The 17,726-nt window shown below is 59.3% G+C and carries 10 protein-coding genes; 6 read left to right on the forward strand and 4 right to left on the reverse strand.

Annotated features, from left to right (window positions below; all coding sequences use genetic code 11):
• Nucleotides 1-3 precede the first annotated feature (3 nt).
• Both G3M56_RS09640 and G3M56_RS09645 read right to left on the reverse strand, forming a co-directional pair.
• Entirely contained in the window at nt 4-546 is a 543-nt protein-coding gene (locus tag G3M56_RS09640; protein WP_235203365.1) for an FMN-binding protein, read from the reverse strand.
• Between the two features lie 66 nt (nt 547-612).
• Nucleotides 613-1,701: a hypothetical protein gene (locus G3M56_RS09645; RefSeq protein ID WP_235203366.1), complete on the reverse strand. Its 1,089-nt coding sequence runs from the start codon at nt 1,699-1,701 to the stop codon at nt 613-615.
• Between the two features lie 334 nt (nt 1,702-2,035).
• Here G3M56_RS09645 and G3M56_RS09650 point away from each other — a divergent pair, with 334 nt between their 5' ends.
• Complete coding sequence (locus G3M56_RS09650) at nt 2,036-4,294, forward strand: DUF4838 domain-containing protein (protein WP_164362485.1); 2,259 nt, start codon at nt 2,036-2,038, stop codon at nt 4,292-4,294.
• Between the two features lie 106 nt (nt 4,295-4,400).
• Complete coding sequence (locus G3M56_RS09655; protein ID WP_164362484.1) at nt 4,401-10,496, forward strand: transglutaminase family protein; 6,096 nt, start codon at nt 4,401-4,403, stop codon at nt 10,494-10,496.
• A gap of 230 nt (nt 10,497-10,726) precedes the next feature.
• Here the strand turns inward: G3M56_RS09655 and G3M56_RS09660 are convergent, their stop codons facing one another.
• Entirely contained in the window at nt 10,727-11,344 is a 618-nt protein-coding gene (locus G3M56_RS09660) for an MBL fold metallo-hydrolase (protein ID WP_164362483.1), read from the reverse strand.
• A gap of 297 nt (nt 11,345-11,641) precedes the next feature.
• Here G3M56_RS09660 and G3M56_RS09665 point away from each other — a divergent pair, with 297 nt between their 5' ends.
• The 4 genes from G3M56_RS09665 (at nt 11,642) to G3M56_RS09680 (ending at nt 16,524) form a co-directional block, all read left to right on the forward strand.
• Nucleotides 11,642-12,526, forward strand: coding sequence for an MBL fold metallo-hydrolase (locus G3M56_RS09665; protein ID WP_164362482.1), 885 nt, complete (start codon nt 11,642-11,644; stop codon nt 12,524-12,526).
• Nucleotides 12,527-12,692: 166 nt separating this feature from the next.
• A complete protein-coding gene (locus G3M56_RS09670) occupies nt 12,693-14,993 on the forward strand; it encodes a carboxy terminal-processing peptidase (RefSeq protein ID WP_164362481.1) in 2,301 nt (766 codons plus the stop codon).
• Nucleotides 14,994-15,160: 167 nt separating this feature from the next.
• Nucleotides 15,161-15,811 (forward strand): RNA polymerase sigma factor, encoded by a 651-nt coding sequence (locus G3M56_RS09675; protein WP_235203368.1) that lies wholly within the window; start codon nt 15,161-15,163, stop codon nt 15,809-15,811.
• A gap of 71 nt (nt 15,812-15,882) precedes the next feature.
• Entirely contained in the window at nt 15,883-16,524 is a 642-nt protein-coding gene (locus tag G3M56_RS09680) for a hypothetical protein (RefSeq protein ID WP_164362480.1), read from the forward strand.
• Nucleotides 16,525-16,830: 306 nt separating this feature from the next.
• Here G3M56_RS09680 and G3M56_RS09685 read toward each other — a convergent pair whose 3' ends face one another.
• On the reverse strand, nt 16,831-17,676 hold the full coding sequence (locus G3M56_RS09685) for a PP2C family protein-serine/threonine phosphatase (RefSeq protein WP_164362478.1): 846 nt from the start codon (nt 17,674-17,676) through the stop codon (nt 16,831-16,833).
• Nucleotides 17,677-17,726: the final 50 nt, after the last annotated feature.

Genomic DNA, 17,726 nt, shown 5'->3' on the forward strand with positions numbered 1-17,726 from the left:
GCTCTAGTTCCCAACTTGCTGCGTCAGGTACAAGGCCGCGGCCCCCACCTTCTTCAATGCATTGACCGACAACGTCGCGCCGACAATACCATCCACTCGCGTGCTCAATCGGTCGCCCTTCAGCGAGGCTCCCACAAATTGCTTGGTAAAAAACGGCCGGGTCACCTCCCAGCCATGGCTCTCCCGGTAAATCAGCACCTTAAGCTCGCTGATCTTCCCATTGCGCACCACCACACCGGTTGTAATCGGCTCGCTCTTGCCGATCTCCTGCAGGATCCACGCCGTGCGCCCGTTGCCCTGCCAATACCGGATCTTCTTCTCCGGATACTTGTGCCCGAAAATCTTCTTCAACCCCGCCGACTGCTTGGCATTGAGCTTCAACACCTGGGTCTTGGGCACCCCACCGAAATGACGCTTCATGAACGCCGACGGCTTCTCGTACACCTTCTCCTGCGCACCCGCCACGCCCACCGACATCACACACCAACACAAAACAAACGCCCTACCCAAAAGCGGTAGAACGGATCGGCTCAGACGATGGCGCATGCTCACTCCCATACAAAACAACATGGACTGGCTGCCCTGCGACAGCCAGTCCATGAAAGGATTTTTTTAGAAATACCAGCCGAAGCCCACATTGTAGGTCTCGGTGGTACCAGGCTTGCCGGCCTGATCAGCGTTGAGATAGTCGGCCTTGAGGACGATGTTCTCTGTCAGCCAGTAGTTCACACCTGCGTTCAGCTCGGTCACTTCCTTGAGCGCACCGCCGGTGAAGTACTCGTACTGAGATGCACGGCCGAACACACCGATCTTACCCACTGGGGTTTCCCAAGTGTAGGACGGCTCGAGGTATCCCCCCCACTGCTCGTCGGCGGCACCTTCCACGTCCAGGTTCCAGTAAGCGGCAAGACCGACAAACTGGAAGCCGCCCTTGCGGTAGATGCCGTGGGTGGAAAGCAGCAGACCATCTTGGTCGCCGTCCACACTTCCATCGACGTCCGACTGGTACTGAGCCGAGCCAGCCAACTCAACACCGGCGATTCCGGTGTACTTCACACGGGTCGTTGCAGCCCAGCGGTCGCCATTGATCGCGAACTCCTCAAACTCGTAACCGGAACGACCACCGCGGATGCTGTCGCCTTCCATATCCAACCCCGAGTGCACCAAGGCATCAATCTGCCAGCCGGTGTCGTAGGTCTTCACCACGCCACCACCAAGCTCGGTCCAAGTGGTCGGCAAAATGTATTTCTCCACGTTCGGGCGCTCCACACCGAAGAAGGTTGTCGGCTCGTGCACCTCGTTGATCACGCCCACAGGCAGGATGATCAAACCAGCCTTGGCAGCGAGCTGGTCGGTCAGCGCGTAGTTGAAGTACGCTTGCTCGATCTTGAATTCCACGCCATCGGCAGTCCAGCTGGAGCCTTCCTTCTTGCGCACCAGGTGCTCGATCTCGGTCTCGGTGACCAATTCAAGCTTATCGGTGAAGTGGACGTCGGCAAAAAGCACTGCGCGATGCAGGTCGAGCGTCTCGGTTCCGTCGCCAAAGTTGGCGTGAAACTCACCATAAGATCCAAACGAAAAATGATCCCAGAACGACTTCTCCTTGGTGAAGGAGGCGTCGAGATCTTCGCTCGCCGTGCCGGCAACCGCCGATCCAGCGATCCCCATTCCTGCTGCCACTACTAGTGCCTTGTTCATCATATCGTGTGCTTGATTTGCCCCGCTCAAATTGGGGAGCGGACAGATAGCGAGACTGAATCTCAATAGCAAGGTGTTTTTTGTCCGTTTTGCCACATTGCCCCCGTCTCCAATTCCTCCCTGCCAAATCGCCCCAAACCAATCCCAATGCACCCGCCGCCGATCACCGCCCCCGAACTCAAGAACGCAATCGACCTCATCGTACCAGCCGAAGCACCCCACAGTCGGACCTCCTGCGCGTTCTGTGCTCATCCCTCTCTTGTATCCGCGGTCATCAACTGCCATGATCCGCATCCCGTAGATGAAGCATCTGATTTCCTTACTTCTCACCGCCCTTGTGGCATGCACAATCGCGCCCGCGCAAATTACTATCGCCACTCGCGGCGAGCCGGCCGACTATACCATCGTTCTTCCCGCTCAGGCCTCCCCAGCACAACATCACGCGGGACGCGAACTACAACGCTTCACCGAAGAGATGACCGGAGTGCGGCTCCCCATCATCTCCGACGCACACCCCCTCCCGGAGCATGCCATCGTACTTGGCTCAACCCGCCACACGGAAACCATCCTCGAAAGTTCCTCCGATCTGGCATCACTCGGCCCCGATGGATTTCGCATCACCACCAAGCCTCCCCATCTCTTGATCATCGGAGGTCCTGAACGAGGCACGCTTTACGGAGTATACGAAACACTCGAACAATTTGCCGGATGCCGTTGGTACAGCAGCTGGCATCATGTCATCCCGCAGCTGGAATCCTGGACTCTGCCCGAGATTGATCAAACCCAACGCCCGGCATTCTCCGTGCGCGAGCCTTTGTGGTTCGATTGTTTTCATGGTGACTGGGCGGCCCGTAACAAAATCAACGGCAGTAGAATGGAGCTGGGTGCCCATCACGGCGGCAAAGTCCGCTTTGGCCGAGGACTATTCGTTCACACTTTCAACACACTGTGCCCACCATCCGAGTTCTTCGACCACCATCCGGAGTATTTCAGCGAGGTCGACGGCAAACGTATTCATCACCGTACCCAACTCTGCCTCACCAACCCGGCCGTCGTACGCATCGTTACGCAGCGTCTATTAGAACACATCCGCGAGGATCCCGAGGCCAAGCTCTTCAGTGTCAGCCAAAACGACTGGGGCAACCCATGCACCTGCAGCTACTGCAAGGCGATCGACGACCGAGAGGGCTCGCACGCGGGGTCGCTGATCCACTTCGTCAATCAAGTGGCAACCGCGGTGGAAAAGGAATTCCCCGACGTATGGATAGAAACCCTAGCTTACCAGTACACCCGCACGCCCCCAAAGACGGTCCGCCCACGCCACAACGTCGTGCCCCGGCTGTGTTCTATCGAGTGCGACTTTTCCCAACCGCTGGCAGTCAGCAACTACCCGCAGAATGAGAGTTTCGTCTCCGATCTTCGAGGCTGGAGCAAAATCTCCCACCAGCTCTTCATCTGGGATTACACCACCAACTACCGCCACTATCTGGCACCATTTCCCAACGTCCTCAGCCTCCAGAAGAACATCCAACTCTTCCGCGATCAAGGCGTCGTTGGATTGTTGGAACAGGGAGCCTACCAAGGTAGGCATGCCGACTTCGCAGAGCTCAAAGGCTGGCTGCTCTCAAAGTGGATGTGGAATCCTGACCTCCCCGCAGAACCGTTGATCGACGACTTCTTCAGTGGCTACTACGGCGCTGCAGCCCCATTTGTTCGCCGCTACTTCGACGAACTCCATAGCTTCTATGACAATCCAAAATCCGCACCTCTTCGCATTTACTATCACATCTCCGACCGCGTGATCCCTGATGCTTTCTACGCCCGCGCCGCGAAACTCTGGCAACAAGCCGAAGCTGCTGTCCATGATTCACCGGCGCATCTCTACAACGTGCGGATGGGTGCCTTGCCTGTGCTCTATACCCAGCTCATGCGGATGCCCAACCCCGACCAGATCAAAATTTGGGTGACAGAGGCACCTCAGCTCTACCAAGCACCAGCCACCCGCCACGCCCTCGCCACAGAAGTACTCAAGCGCATGGACGAAGCCGGTGACATCCGCCTCTCGGAAGCCTGGCACTTGGAACAAAAATCCCTGAATCAGTGGCGACACTGGGCCGCCACACCGAAAGCGCCGTCGGTCCCAGCCCCTCAAACCAAAGCCCTCGTGGAAGACACCGTCCTGGACCTCACAAACCGCGGCGTCTGGGGAGACACCATATCCGACAACCGCACCAACGACGGCTACGCCCTAAAACTCTTCAACTCATACGGCAAGCGCCCCGCCACCCTCGACTTCCATCACGTCGCATTCGATCACGGCAAAACCTACCGTCTCCGGATCCGGCTGCGGGGGAAAAATCACTCGCAACAAAACGCGCCGGCATTCACAGCTGGGATCTATGACCCAAGGTCCAAAAGCGCGATTGTCGAACTAAAGCCCGAGTCTTCAAGCACCGACTACGCGTGGTACCAACTCGAAGACTGGATACCAGAGGACCACCACATATTCTGGATCGCCCCCGCTCGTGATCCCGCCGACACGACAGCCAGGCCTGCCGTGTATCTCGACAAAATTGAGATCCTCAGGGTCGATTAGCACGAACCTCCGACAACTCATTACAAAGCGGCAACAAGCCTTTGCTTTTCCGCTCATGGCACATTAGAACGGATCAGACCACAGTCTGACAGCCCTAAGATTTATCATGCGCACGTTTCCGTCCTTCTTCCGCGCCCACTGGTTGCTCACCCTTTTGTTGAGTCTCATTTGTGTTGGAGGGCTCAGGGCGCAGACTCCGGTGTCGCGTGATGTGCCTGACGTTTACCGGGAGCTAATTGACCAGCGCCTCACCAAGCTGGACGATCTGCTGGAAGGCGGTCATCCCGAGAGCAAGGAGTCCATCGATGGCGAGGTGCTCCTACGCGAATACCTTTATTGGGTGGACGAGGACGGCAAGTCCCACCGCATTTTCCACACTGTTTACCACGCCCACACCCAGGACGGCGTCGAGGCCATGGCTCAGGACCGCTTCGCCTTCGATGCCAAATTAACCCGGGTGCATCTGGCGGCCGCGCGCACCATCGGCGCCGACGGCACAGTCAAAGAAGTCGCGGATAACGCAGCCTTCATCGAACGAGGACGTCAGGAAAATGCCACCCAACTCTACAACTCCGACCACTCGGTGGTCGTGATCTACCCGGATGTGAAAATGGGGAGTCTGGTCGAAACCATTCTCGTCTATGAAGAGGTCGAACAACAAATCCCCGGTGAATTCACCACCGTCCTCGGCTTTTCCACCGGCTGGCCCGTAACCCACGACCGCCGCGAGATCGATCTCCCGACCCCGCTCTTCGAGAAGCTCAATCAGGACCAGCTAGGCGACGACGTCCCTCAGATGGAAATCGTCAGCCAAATGGCCGGCCGCACACGTCTGCGTTGGAGCGCCGACCACCTCGATCGCGGGTTCAGTGAGCGCTCGGAAGCTCCCAGCTCGCAGACCGGGCCTTGTGTGTTCCTTTCCACCCTCCCCGACTGGGATGCCTTCACTACGTGGTACAGCGGCGTGCTGGCGGAGCGCTCGACACTCTCGGATGAGCTCAAACAACAAGTCGACAGCTGGACCGAAGGCCTCGACTCCGACGAGCAGATCCTACGGGCACTCTTTGAAAAGGCCGCCAACGATGTGCGCTACACCGGACTCGAATTCGGCTTCTCAGGCCTTCGTCCCTATGCCTGCAACACGGTGTGGGACAACCAATATGGCGACTGCAAAGACAAGTCCAACCTCCTGCGTGCCATGCTCGCCCACAAGGGGATCAACGCCTACCTGACGCTCGTGCAAACCAGCCACGCCGGCCTGGTGCCAAAAGGAGTAGCGGACTTCCGCCGCTTCGATCACGCGATTCTCGCCGTTGAGCTCAAACCGGGGAAATGGATCTTCTGTGACCCAACCATCGAGCACGGCCGCCCGGGCACGCTCAGCCCGTCGAGCTCGGACCGCGAGGTGCTGGTAGTGGTGGGCGAACGTGCCCAGTGGATGCGCACGCCACCAGCCACCGGGTTGAAGTACCACTACGCGCTCAGCTTGGACTTGAGCGACAGCTACCAAATCACCGGCACACTCGAAAGCACCGGCTCAGGCTACTACTCGATCAGCGAACTCAGACGCCACAGCGGCGCCGGCCGCGACGCAGCTTTGGGCAATCTGCACGACCTCGTTGGTGCCTTCTTCCCCAGTGCGTGGGCCATCGATTACCAAGAGCCGGAAACCGACGTCATCACCGCGCCTGACACGTTCACCAACCGCAGCTATCTGATCACCCCGTCGCTGCAAACCGATTCGGAGAACCGCATCCACCTTCCGTTCCCGATGCCGCGTGGACTACTCTACGATTACGGCCACACGGAAAAGCGCCACACTAACTACTTCCAATGGCCGGAAACCACCGAGATCACGGTCACTTTGCGCCTTCCAAACCACCTCACCCCGGCCTCGCTCCCGGCACCTCTGGAATCGATCAACCCATACTATGCTGCCCGGGGACAGTGGACATTCGATAAAGCCACCCATACTCTGGCGGCCACATTGACCAACACCACCGGCCGCTCGGTGATCCCGAAAAACCAGGTCGCCACGGCATTGGAAACCACACGCGCATTGACCACCTGGGTACAGGCACCGGTTATTCTGGAACCGAAAGAACCAGCGGACACTGCCGCCGACCAGCGCCAGACGCTGAAACTTCCAACCGCCAAGGGACAGCTCGCCTACATCGACGCGCGCTTCCCCATCCACGGCGATCGCCACGCACGCCGCGACCAACTCACCGCCGTGCGTGCCGCCTACCCTGACGATACAGCCACCCAGTATCAGGTGCGTCACGAACTCGCGATGCTTGATTTCTACGCCAATCGGTTTGACCAAGCCATCACGACATGGAGCGAACTGGTCGCAAACCGCCCCGCCGACATCCCTGACTCAAGCGCGCATTTCTCCCGCTACATGCTGGCGCAAGCCCACGCCGACAACGGTTCCCATGACGAGGCCTTCGCCGCGCTGCGCCCGTTGCTGGAGACCAAAGGAGTCAGCGACTACCGCCTGGGCTGGAGCCTCACGTGTGCCGGTGAGTTCGCGATCCATGGAGCCACCGTTGAGAACGCCGATGAGTACCTGCGCCGCGCCTTGGAGATCGACGGAGCGCACCGCGACCAAGCGAACGCCCTGTTGTTTGTGCTGCATTGCTTCGAAGCGAACGAGGAAGCGGCAACACAATGGCTGACGAATGCTCTGCGCCGTCCACTGGCCGAGTTCGAGCCGGTCATGCGTGCGGCCTACACTGTTTTTGACGAGTTCCGCCCCGAGGAAGATGCGCAGGACGCGCTGCTGCTGGCGGCCCGCGTGATCGACTCGGTCTGTGCAGCCCCCGCAGGTGATGAAATCGAGGAATCGCAGAACTTCGCCACCGCCTACCCCGCGTTCTTCAAATCAATGCACGCCGCGCGCCACGCAAACCTGGTGCTTGGACCACAATTCCAGAAGTTCGTCGCATCAAACCGTGAACGCCTCGTCGCCTACGCTCCGGATTTGGACCCACTGGCCAACGCCAGCGCCGATGAGCACAAAGCCCGCATCGAGAAGCTGATGACTGCCGACGACAAACAGATCGTCGCCGCGATCGCCCACTACGTGAGCCAACACCCATGCACCGACCTGCCTGAGCAACTCTGGCGCATGGCAGCATTTGTGAGCTCGGAAGAACTCAAACAATCGCCTGCAACCCCGCTGACACCACAGCTGATTGCTCTCGGCGAGCAGATCCCGTTCAGCAACAGCAATCGTTGGGAGTTCGACTTCATTCGCGCCAAGTGGCTGTTCCACGACAAGAATTGGCAGCAAGCCATTGAGATGTTCCAAGCCCAGCGCGCCCATCCGGAGTTCAACACCGACTTCCGCTCCTCCTCCATCTACCAGGAAGGCCAATGCCACGAATTTCTCGGAGCCTGGGATAAGGCGATCGACTGTTATCTCCAGCTCAAAGGCTCCCACACCACGCTGCCAACCGCAGCCACCGCGGTGATGCGCGCCGGTGTGTTGCAAGCGCGCGAGGGACGCCACGACGAGGCGTTGGCGACGTGGACATTGTTGCACGACGTACCGGAATCAGTGATCACCCGCTCCAGCGCTGAAGTGGACTTGAAGGAGGCGATCAAGCTGAGCAAACGCCCGGAGGCGCTGCTCAACTACTGGAAGGCAGCAGAACAATGGTGGCAGAAAGTAGCGCGCCGCCATCTCGGGGCCTGTGGAGTTTCAGTCAAAGATCACCGCATCGAGCCTTATCTGAGCGCTACCGCACCTGCCCTTGAGTCCGCGATCATGAGAAGCGCGCAAGGCAACGACGGAGAGGCCTACCTGACCGCTTTGCTGCCGCTCATCGACTACCTGCGTTGGTCGCCAAATGGGCTTGAGCTGATCTACAATCAGTTCCAGATCGCAGCGATCGACAACAACCCGAGGCTCAAAAAACACACCAACGTAATCGCTCAATCGATCGCTGGCGCAGTGGTTGACTTCGGCGATCCGGAGCTGATCCCCTACGCCCAGCGCCTGAACGTCGCGCTTCTCATTGATGGGGGGCAATCGGATCAGGCGCTGCCATTGGCTCGCACTTACGTCGAGCAAATGCAACGCTACGACAGAAACCACATCGAACGTCTGATCTGGCTCTACATGATGGCATCCGTCCAGTCGGGAGAGAACTTGGAGGAGTCCTCCGCCGAGGGCCTGAAGGTGTGGCAAAACGGGATCAGCCAGATGGATCCCCACCAGTTTGGCAATTCGCTGGGCTGGGCATTGAGGGAAGCCGGACGCAACGACGACGCTCTCGCCGTGGCACAAGCAGCTCTCCAATTACAGACGAACACACCGGCATACACCAACCTCTTGAGAAAACTGGTGACCACCATCCAGGCGGAAGCCAAATCATCGGGCGAGCTGAACACCGCATTGCTCGATTGGGCACAGCAGAACCGCCCGGTCTGGTACGACTTGGTGGAGGCCCCGACTCCAGACTCGTTGGAGTTCGCCCCAACCGCAGCGAGTCTCAAGTTCCACCTCCAGTTGGTCGCAGACGAATCTGCTCCTGCCGCACAGCGACTCAAAGCGTGGCAGGACGCCGTGCTCACCATTGCCGAGCAGGAGCCTCAGTGGGCAGGTTTTGTCGACGTCGTCAGCCAGGCCGCTCGACTTGAAGCCATCCCCGCCACAACGAAAGCCCAGGCCATTTGGCGCGCATACACCTACGCTTGCTATCAAGGGCACCCCCGCGCCGCACGCAAATTGCGCAACCTGCCCGCCTTCCAACAGCTCAACGCTCACATCCTGACCGATCTCTCGCCACGGCTGATGGACCACGCCGCCGCCGTGCGCTACCGCGACGCTGACCAGCACCTAGCCAATATCGACAGCCTCACGCAAGTGGATGAAATCGATGATGCGCTGCGTGAACTCATCAGTACCGAGTTGCGCGGGCTGTGGATCCTTGGAGAAGTGGAAGCTGCCGAGGAAGTCATCAAGTCGGTGAAGTCATGGAAGCTCAGCGATGACTCGTTTACCTTCAAACTAGGTCTCCAGATGGGGCTGCGCAAAGCGAGTCATCAACTCCAGCACGAAATGGCGCTGGCAGATGAATGGACTACGCTGCTCCAGCCTCAACTGGAGCTCGCTGCCACCAAGGCACCGCGTGACTGGCGGGAATGGCGCTCAAGGACCACCATGCACAGTGGTCTCCCCTTCACCGGTCTGGATGAAGCCGCTATCGACGGCATCCTGGCAAAGCGGATCCTCGAACGCTCGATGATTCACTCAACCCCGCATCTCTCGCAATTCCTCATGTCCCCAAGGCTGTGGCCCGCCGCCAGCGACGAAGGTGCAGCGGAAACCTACGGAGCCGCAGTGAAGGCAATGATGGAATCAAAACTCGAATCCGACCTTAAAGCCGACTGCCTGATCCGATTCTACAGTCTCGTGCCGCGCGACCGTGCGATGCGGAAGCACATCGCCGATGTGCTTGAGCCGCACACCGAATCACCACACAAGCACCTGCGCGCCATGGTGACTTGCATTCGGACCGGTTTCCTGGCATCCGCTGGAGAAAAGCCCGCGCCTGGATCTCTTGATGCACAAGAACTCAATGCGTTCAGGGAAGCCATCGCCCACTTCTTCCAGCCGACTCTGGCTTTGGCTTACGGAGACGAGGCCACCCGCTCAGCCACGCTTGAGACGGTACGCAATACGGAGGCAACATCCACAGAGCCGGAACTCGGAAAACTCATGGCGTTGGCTCTTCTCACCGACTCCCCGGTCGCTGACGTTGCGAAGGAACTGAAATTATCCGTGCTGGATCAGAACATCGACCGCTGGTGGTACGAAGCCCCTGGAGCGATCAGATCACAGATCGCCTCGCTTATTCTCACCGGCCGCAGCGAAGAGATCCCCGCCGAGCTTCTACCCTGGCTGATCTCCCGCACCAACGCCACGACTGCCCACACGCTTCACGCGCTCGACGCTTGGCGCCGCGGTGATTTCAAGACCATGCTCAAGCACACTGCCAAGGCCCAACTCCACGACCAGGAAACCGCTACCTTGCTCCACGCCATCGCGCTGGCAGGCACCGGCCAAAAGCAAGACTCCCGTGTACTTTTGCAACACCTCACCTCCGACCTCTACCTCGACAACGACGTCTGGATGGCCGCCAAACTCGTGCTGCGATCACTGAGCACACAGGAAACCGCCGCAGAATAATCCAGCGTCGATCCGTCCGATCCGTCCGAGCCGTCCGAGCCGTCCGAGCCGTCCGCCCATCCGCCCATCCGCCCATCCGCCCATCCGCCCATCTGCACGACTGCACGACTGCACGACTGCACGACTGCACGACTGCACGACCGCGCCGGAGGCGCTCCCCAACGCAGCCCATGGCAACGCCATGGGGTCCGCCGCAACAATCTCACAGAGCCCTGCAAGGGCGGTCCAACCTACCGCAAGTACGGGTTGCTCGTCTTTTCGGTCCCAACTGATGTCTCCGGCCCGTGCCCTGGAAGAAAGCGGAAATTGTCCGCAAGCGTCAGCAGATGCGTCTGGATCCCGTGAATAAGCAACGGATGCGATCCCCCCGGAAGGTCAGTACGCCCAATCGACCCGGCAAACACGGTATCCCCCGAGAACACGACCTGGCGCCCCTCGCTGACGAAACACATGCTGTCGGCCGAATGCCCCGGCACAAACTTGAGCACAAATCGCTCACCGGCGACCTCCACCGCAGATTGCCCGGCCAAAACATTCTCCACCTCAAATGGCTCCACCTCCACCGGCATGCCCGCCGCGCGCAGCATCGGCTCAAGCGTCAGTGTGCTGTGGTAATCCGAATGCGCATACACCGGGCACCCGTGCGCCTCGGCCACCTTTGCCGCATCCATCACGTGATCATAGTGCTGGTGGGTCAGCACCAATGCCTGCAGCTTGATCCCTTTCTGCTCGAGCCACGCGGCGACGCCCTCCGGCGCGTCAAAAAGCACCCAGCCATCGGGAGCTTCAATCAAATAACCATTGGTCTGGGCAATGCCGCCGGTGAATACGTCGATCGCTTGTGTCATGCTGGCAACATGCACCATCGCATTCAAAGCTGCAACGCCTGGCTGGACACGACATGGCCTCGTTAAACCCAGCAAAGATTCCGATGATCCGCGCAGCATCGCGTGTCCTATCCCCCGTTGGGCGACGTACTAAATGCCCGCGAGCGTAACATTTTTCCTTTTTACAACCGAAGGCCTTGCCCGTCTCGCTTGAATTTGCACATCATTCCCATTAGCACGGACATTCTCTCCCCCCTGCCCGACTTGCATCAGCCCATGGCGGAAAGCACCACACCACCCAGCAACTCATCCTCAGGCATGAAGAACTCGGGATTGCTCCCGAAGAAAGGCTGGCCTGAACGCAACTATCGCTTCCTGCGCCACCAGATCGTTCCCGGTATCTTCCGCAAACGCAGCGGCAACACGGTCCGCCCCGACTTCCATCCCGTGGCGGGAGAATCCGTGAGCATCACTTGGATCGGCCACGCCTCGTTCCTCATTCAGTTCGAGGGCATGAACATCTTGATCGACCCCAACTGGGCGCTGTGGCACGGTATCGTCAAACGCACCCGCATGCCAGGCATCCCGATCGACCACCTGCCGCCGATCGACCTGATTCTCGTCAGCCACGCGCATTACGACCACTTGCACAAGAAGTCACTGCGCATGATCGACTCGCGCTACGGCATCATCGTACCCAATGGACTGCGCCCGCTGGTCAACCGCCTTGGGTTCCCTGCGGTCTTTGAAATGGACTTGTGGGAGGAACTGCAGCTCGGTGGTGTGACCATCACCCACACCCCATCCCACCACTGGGGCGCACGCATGATTCACGACACCCACCGCAACTTCGGTGGGTTCATCCTCAACGCAGGCGGAAAGATCGTCTACCACGCCGGAGACTCCGCCTATTTCGACGACTTCAAGACCATCGGTGCCCGACACAATATCGACATCGCGATTCTCCCCATCGGCGCGTACGACGCCCCAAGCGGCCGCGACGTGCACATGAACCCGGAAGAAGCACTCCAAGCTTTCCAAGATCTCGGTGGCGAAACCATGATCCCGATGCACTACGGCACCTTCCCTCTGGGCAACGAAAGCGCCCTCGAGCCCGAGCAACGCCTGATCGCCAACGCCCACCACAGGGGCATTCACGAACGGGTAGTGGTGATGGAAGAAGGGACTCCCATGGTTTTTTAGCCCGAGCCCACACCCGACGCACAGCATCCCTCCTCAGCGACGCTATGCAGTCATCCAATTTCCCAAAATTTACATGTAAATCATCGACTTGAGCCGGGGATTCCGGCATAAGTCCCAACCCAGCGGCTGCAGGCCCAGCGCCTCTGCCCATAATTCCCAACCATTCATGAGATTGAGATTTCCTAGGATCCGCACCGCCATCGCCTGCGCCTTGGTGGCGATCACCAGCCTGACCGCGCCAAGCAAAGCGGTCGCGGCAACCAACTACAACGAAGTGGGCCGGCAGCTGCTCATCATGCTGCGTAACATGCACTTCGAGAAGCGGCAGTTCACCGCCGATTTCCAGCGCGAGCTGCTGACCTCGTATCTTGAGTTTGTCGATATGAACAAGCTCTACTTCCTTCAGAGCGACGTCGATGAGTTCCAGCGCAAATACGGCGGGCAGATCCTCGTCAGCCTGCTCAAGTCCGAAGGCGTTGACGCCGCGGCCGAAATCCACGAACGCTTCGTCAAACGCGTCACCGAGCGCAACGACAAGATAACCGAATTGATCAAGAATGGTGAGTTCAACTTCGATGGCAACGAAACCATCGAACTCTCGCGCGAAGACGCCGATTGGCCGGCGGATGCTGCAGAAGCCGACGCCATCTGGCACAAGCGCATCGAGGAAAGCATGCTCGAAGAGGTACTGCGCCAGCTCGACCAATCCGTCGGTAAGGAGAGCGATGACCCAATTGACCCGGCCATCGCTGAGTCGGGCGAATGGAAGGAACACGTCGATCTCGCCGATGCTCGCGAAAAACTCCTCAACCGCTACCGCCGCATTCTCGAGAACGTCCAAGACACCAACCTCGAGGACGTCGCTGATATGTTCTTCTCATCCATCGCGGGCATGTACGATCCGCATTCGGACTACTTCTCGTTCTCTGAGGAGGAGCAGTTCCGCACCAGCATGGAGAACAAATTGACCGGTATCGGTGCGCTGCTCCAGTCCAATGACGACGGCAGCACCCAGATCAAGGGCATCGTCGTTGGCGGCCCGACCGACAAGGCAGGCGCTCTCGAACTCGATGACAAGATCATCGGCGTCGACCACAACAATACCGGCGAAATGGTCGACATCACCTACATGAAGATCGACAAAGTGGTCGAACTCATCCGTGGCGACCAGGGAACCACCGTCCGCCTCAAGGTCATCCCTGCCGCAGACGAAACCACCATCAAGGAAGTCACCATCGTGCGTGACACCGTCGAACTGAAAGACAACCTCGCCACCGGTGAACTCATCCATTGGCAAGGTAGCGACGACAAACCAATCAACGTCGGTTGGATCACCGTCCCATCGTTCTACCGCGATTTCGACAACGGCACCACCAGCCTCACCCGCGACGTCCATCAGATCCTCAAACGCCAGATGGCCGAAGGGATCGACGGATTGGTCATCGACCTGCGCGGCAATGGCGGCGGCTCCCTCGACGAAGCTGTGGAGATGACCGGTTTGTTCATCCCATCGGGCCCGGTGGTCCAGGCCAAGAACACATTCGGCCACGTCGAAGTGCGTCGCTCAAGCAACCGCTTCCCCGTCTACGATGGTCCACTCATCGTGCTCACGGACAAAACCAGTGCCTCGGCATCCGAAATCTTCGCAGCCGCCCTGCAGGACTACAACCGCGCACTCATCGTGGGTGACAAGTCCACATTCGGTAAGGGCACCGTGCAAACCGTAGCGCCGATCAAGCGCGCCATGCCGCTTTTGGCCCACGGCGACCGTGCCGGCACGCTGAAAGTCACGATCCAGAAGTTCTACCGCATCGCCGGTGGATCGACCCAGCTCAAAGGCGTGGAGCCGGACATCGTCCTGCCATCCCGACTCGACGCACTGGAGATCGGGGAAGACGCACTGACCAAGCCGCTGCCTCACGACAGCATCAAGCCACAAACCTACAAGGCCTACGACCCGAGCTCCCTCGCCCGCGACCTGCTCGCCAAGCGCAGCGCCGAGCGCATCGCAGCCAGCCAGGAATTCCAGTACATCGTCTCGGACATCGACCGCCTGAAATCGAAGGTCGAGGAAAACGAACTGGTCATCAACCTGCGCGAGCGCCTCGAAGAAAAGGCCGAAATGAAGGAGCTGCGTGACGCCCGACGGGCCGAGCAAAAAGCACGCTTCGCACAACTTCGCGCCCACCTCGAGAAGTCGATGGTCATCAAGGAAGTCTCGCTCGACACCCTCAAGGAAGACGAGCTCCCGGTCGTCACCGACTTCACCACCGGCACCCAGACCATGCGTCAATCGCCCACAGAGGATGCCGACGACGCCGAGAAGCTCGAGTATCCGTTCGGACTCAGCCCTGCCAAGCGCGAGGCGCTCTTCATTCTTTCCGACATCCTCAAGCTCGGTCAGAAACAAGAACTGCCACCGGTCACGGCACAGCTGACCGCTCACATCGTCGACAAGGCCAACTAGGCCACACCGGCCCGCTATCTGAAAATTATCGACAACCCGCGCAACCGGACACCGGTTCGCGGGTTGTTTGCTGCATGACTTCGACGGCCGCCGCGCAGCCTGCCTCCCATTCCCCGGCGATCAGGCATTGCCACGCAACGTCGCCATCCAGTACCCTCGCGACCAACGTGGCCCCCAAACAAGACGCAATTCCTTCGCACCGCAGCGGCGAGCTCACAGACGATGAGCTCGCAGCCCGCGAGAATGCGATCGACCTTGCCTTGATGCAGCGGATTGCCAACGGCGACCACGGAGCCTTCGCTGAACTCATGGCGCGCCACCAACGCGCGGTCATCGGCACCATCGCCAAGATGCAGGGCGACTCGGCGCTGGCCGAGGACCTCGCACAGCAGGTCTTCCTTCGTGTCTGGAAGTCCGCGCCTCGCTACCAGCCTACCGCCAAGTTCACAACCTGGCTCTACACCATCGTCAGAAACCTCGTCTTCAACGAGTCCCGCCGCGCTTGGCGACGCAATGAGTTCTCCGTAGTAGACGACGACGGCTCGACACCCGATTTTCACGACACCCGCCAAGCATCACCACAGGACGACGCCCTACTCCACGAGCTTGAAGGGAAAGTCGACGCCGCACTCGAGTCGCTGCCGGAAAAACAACGCCTCGCCGTGATTCTCCGCTGGCGCGAACATCTCGCCTACGAGGAGATCGCCGACATCCTCGAAGCCTCGGTCTCATCAGTAAAAAGCCTCCTCTTCCGCGCCCGCACCCACCTCCGCAACCACCTCGACGGCTATCTAGCCGATGAACCGGAGGGCAACTAGACCGCCGATCACCCCGGGCCGGCTAGTGAATAATGCTTGCATGATCGCCCCACCCGCAGTCTCCTCCTCGCATGTCGAAATCATCCCGATACGGAGGCGAAAAGGTGCTGGTGGTCAAACGCGCGCTCTTTGACGAGCTCGGCGCATTCAACGGCTTCGAGCCCGACAGCGGCCGATACTTCCACACGCTGCTCTCCGCAGAAAACAACTTCTTCCTCGACCGCGACGACGCCGAAGAGGACCCAAGCCACAAGCAGCTCATCCCATACTGCATCTTCACCCATAAAGGGAAGATCCTCCACTACACCCGCGGCGGCTCCGGCGGCGAAGCCCGCCTGCATGCCAAGGGCTCGATCGGAGTCGGCGGCCACGTCAACCTCTCCGATGTCGATGCCGAAGACGGCCACCTCGGTGAAGCCACTTACAACGCCGGAGTCGACCGCGAGATCCGCGAAGAACTCGCATTCGACGGCGACTTCACCCACAAGGTCATCGGACTGATCAACGACGACACCAATGACGTCGGCAAAGTCCACCTCGGCATCGTTCACCTGGTCGAATTCACCGCCGACTCACCAAACGTCAAAGCCAACGAAGATTCGATCGCCAACCTCGCATTCCACGACCCAGCGGACCTGGCCGGCGACGACTTCCCTCTCGAAACCTGGTCACAGCTCTGCATCGAAGCCCGCGACCAGTGGCTGGCAAACTAACACCCAGCCCAGAACAATCATCCCAACGCCCGCAGCATCACCGGCTCGCGGGCGTTTTTTTGTATCCTCCTGACACCCCAACCATGCGGAGCGATCCACACGATCGCCACCACTCGCCGTGGCTTTGAGCGATCCGCAGATTGTTGTGACTTTTACGCAAGCACGCTCGGGCGGATGCGTGAGATGCCTACCGATCTGCAGGACGGCTTGATGTTTAAATTGAGATCTCCCACCGCCCGAGACACTCAGCACGTCCGACGGCTGACCGACATTCTATTCCAATCCAGCTCTCTGAGCACCGGGGCGCTAGAGGATCTCCACCACCACCGCCGTTGTGTTGTCTTTGCCATCGGTCTGGACCGCTTCTGCCACCAGTCGCTCGGCTGGGTTTCCCTTGTGGAATGGTGACGGCTTGCGCGCCAAGCGCTCGATGCCGCTGTCCCACAGCCCCTCGACCAAGCCGTCCGAACAGATGACAAACTTATCCCCGGCCTCGTAGGCCACGGCTCCGACTTGTGCGTTCAAGTGCTGGTTCTTGCCACCGATGGCTTGTTGCAATCCATTCCGCCCCGGATGACTGCGGGCTTCCCGTTCATTGATCTTCCCCTCGCGGAACATCCAGCCCACGTGCGTGTGATCGTGGGTCAACTGCTCGATCCCACCATCCTTCGGCAGATAGTAAATCCGGCTGTCACCGACATGCGCGAAGTACATCCAGCCCGGACGCAACCAACACAGGCTCAAGGTGGCACCCATGCCCGACAACTCGGGGTAGCACTTGCCCAAATACGTGACCTCCTCGTGGATCTCGTCGAACAACTGGGGCAGAATATCCTGGAAACCCACTTCCATCCCCATCGCCGATGCCTGAAAGCTCTTTGGAAACAACTTGGTAATCCGGTCCACCGCGATCTTGCTGGCAAACTCACCAGCGTTGGCACCGCCCATGCCGTCGCTCACCGCGAAGACAAAGTCATTCGAATCCAGACTCCCCTCACCGTACTTGCCGAGGTAGCGCACCTCGTGGGCATCCACGGTCAGCGCCAGGAATGCGTCTTCGTTGTTTTTGCGGTAGCGGCCCACATCCGTGATGCCCGACCACTCCACGCCCTTTGGCCTGTTCGTCGATTCCGATCCTTCGTTTGAGCTCATGAATTGTAGCGGTTACTGCGGTTGGCGTGCCGGAACATCATCCTCCGGCA

It is taken from the genome of Sulfuriroseicoccus oceanibius, assembly GCF_010681825.2.
In the GTDB taxonomy this organism is placed as follows: Bacteria; Verrucomicrobiota; Verrucomicrobiia; order Verrucomicrobiales; family SLCJ01; genus Sulfuriroseicoccus; species Sulfuriroseicoccus oceanibius.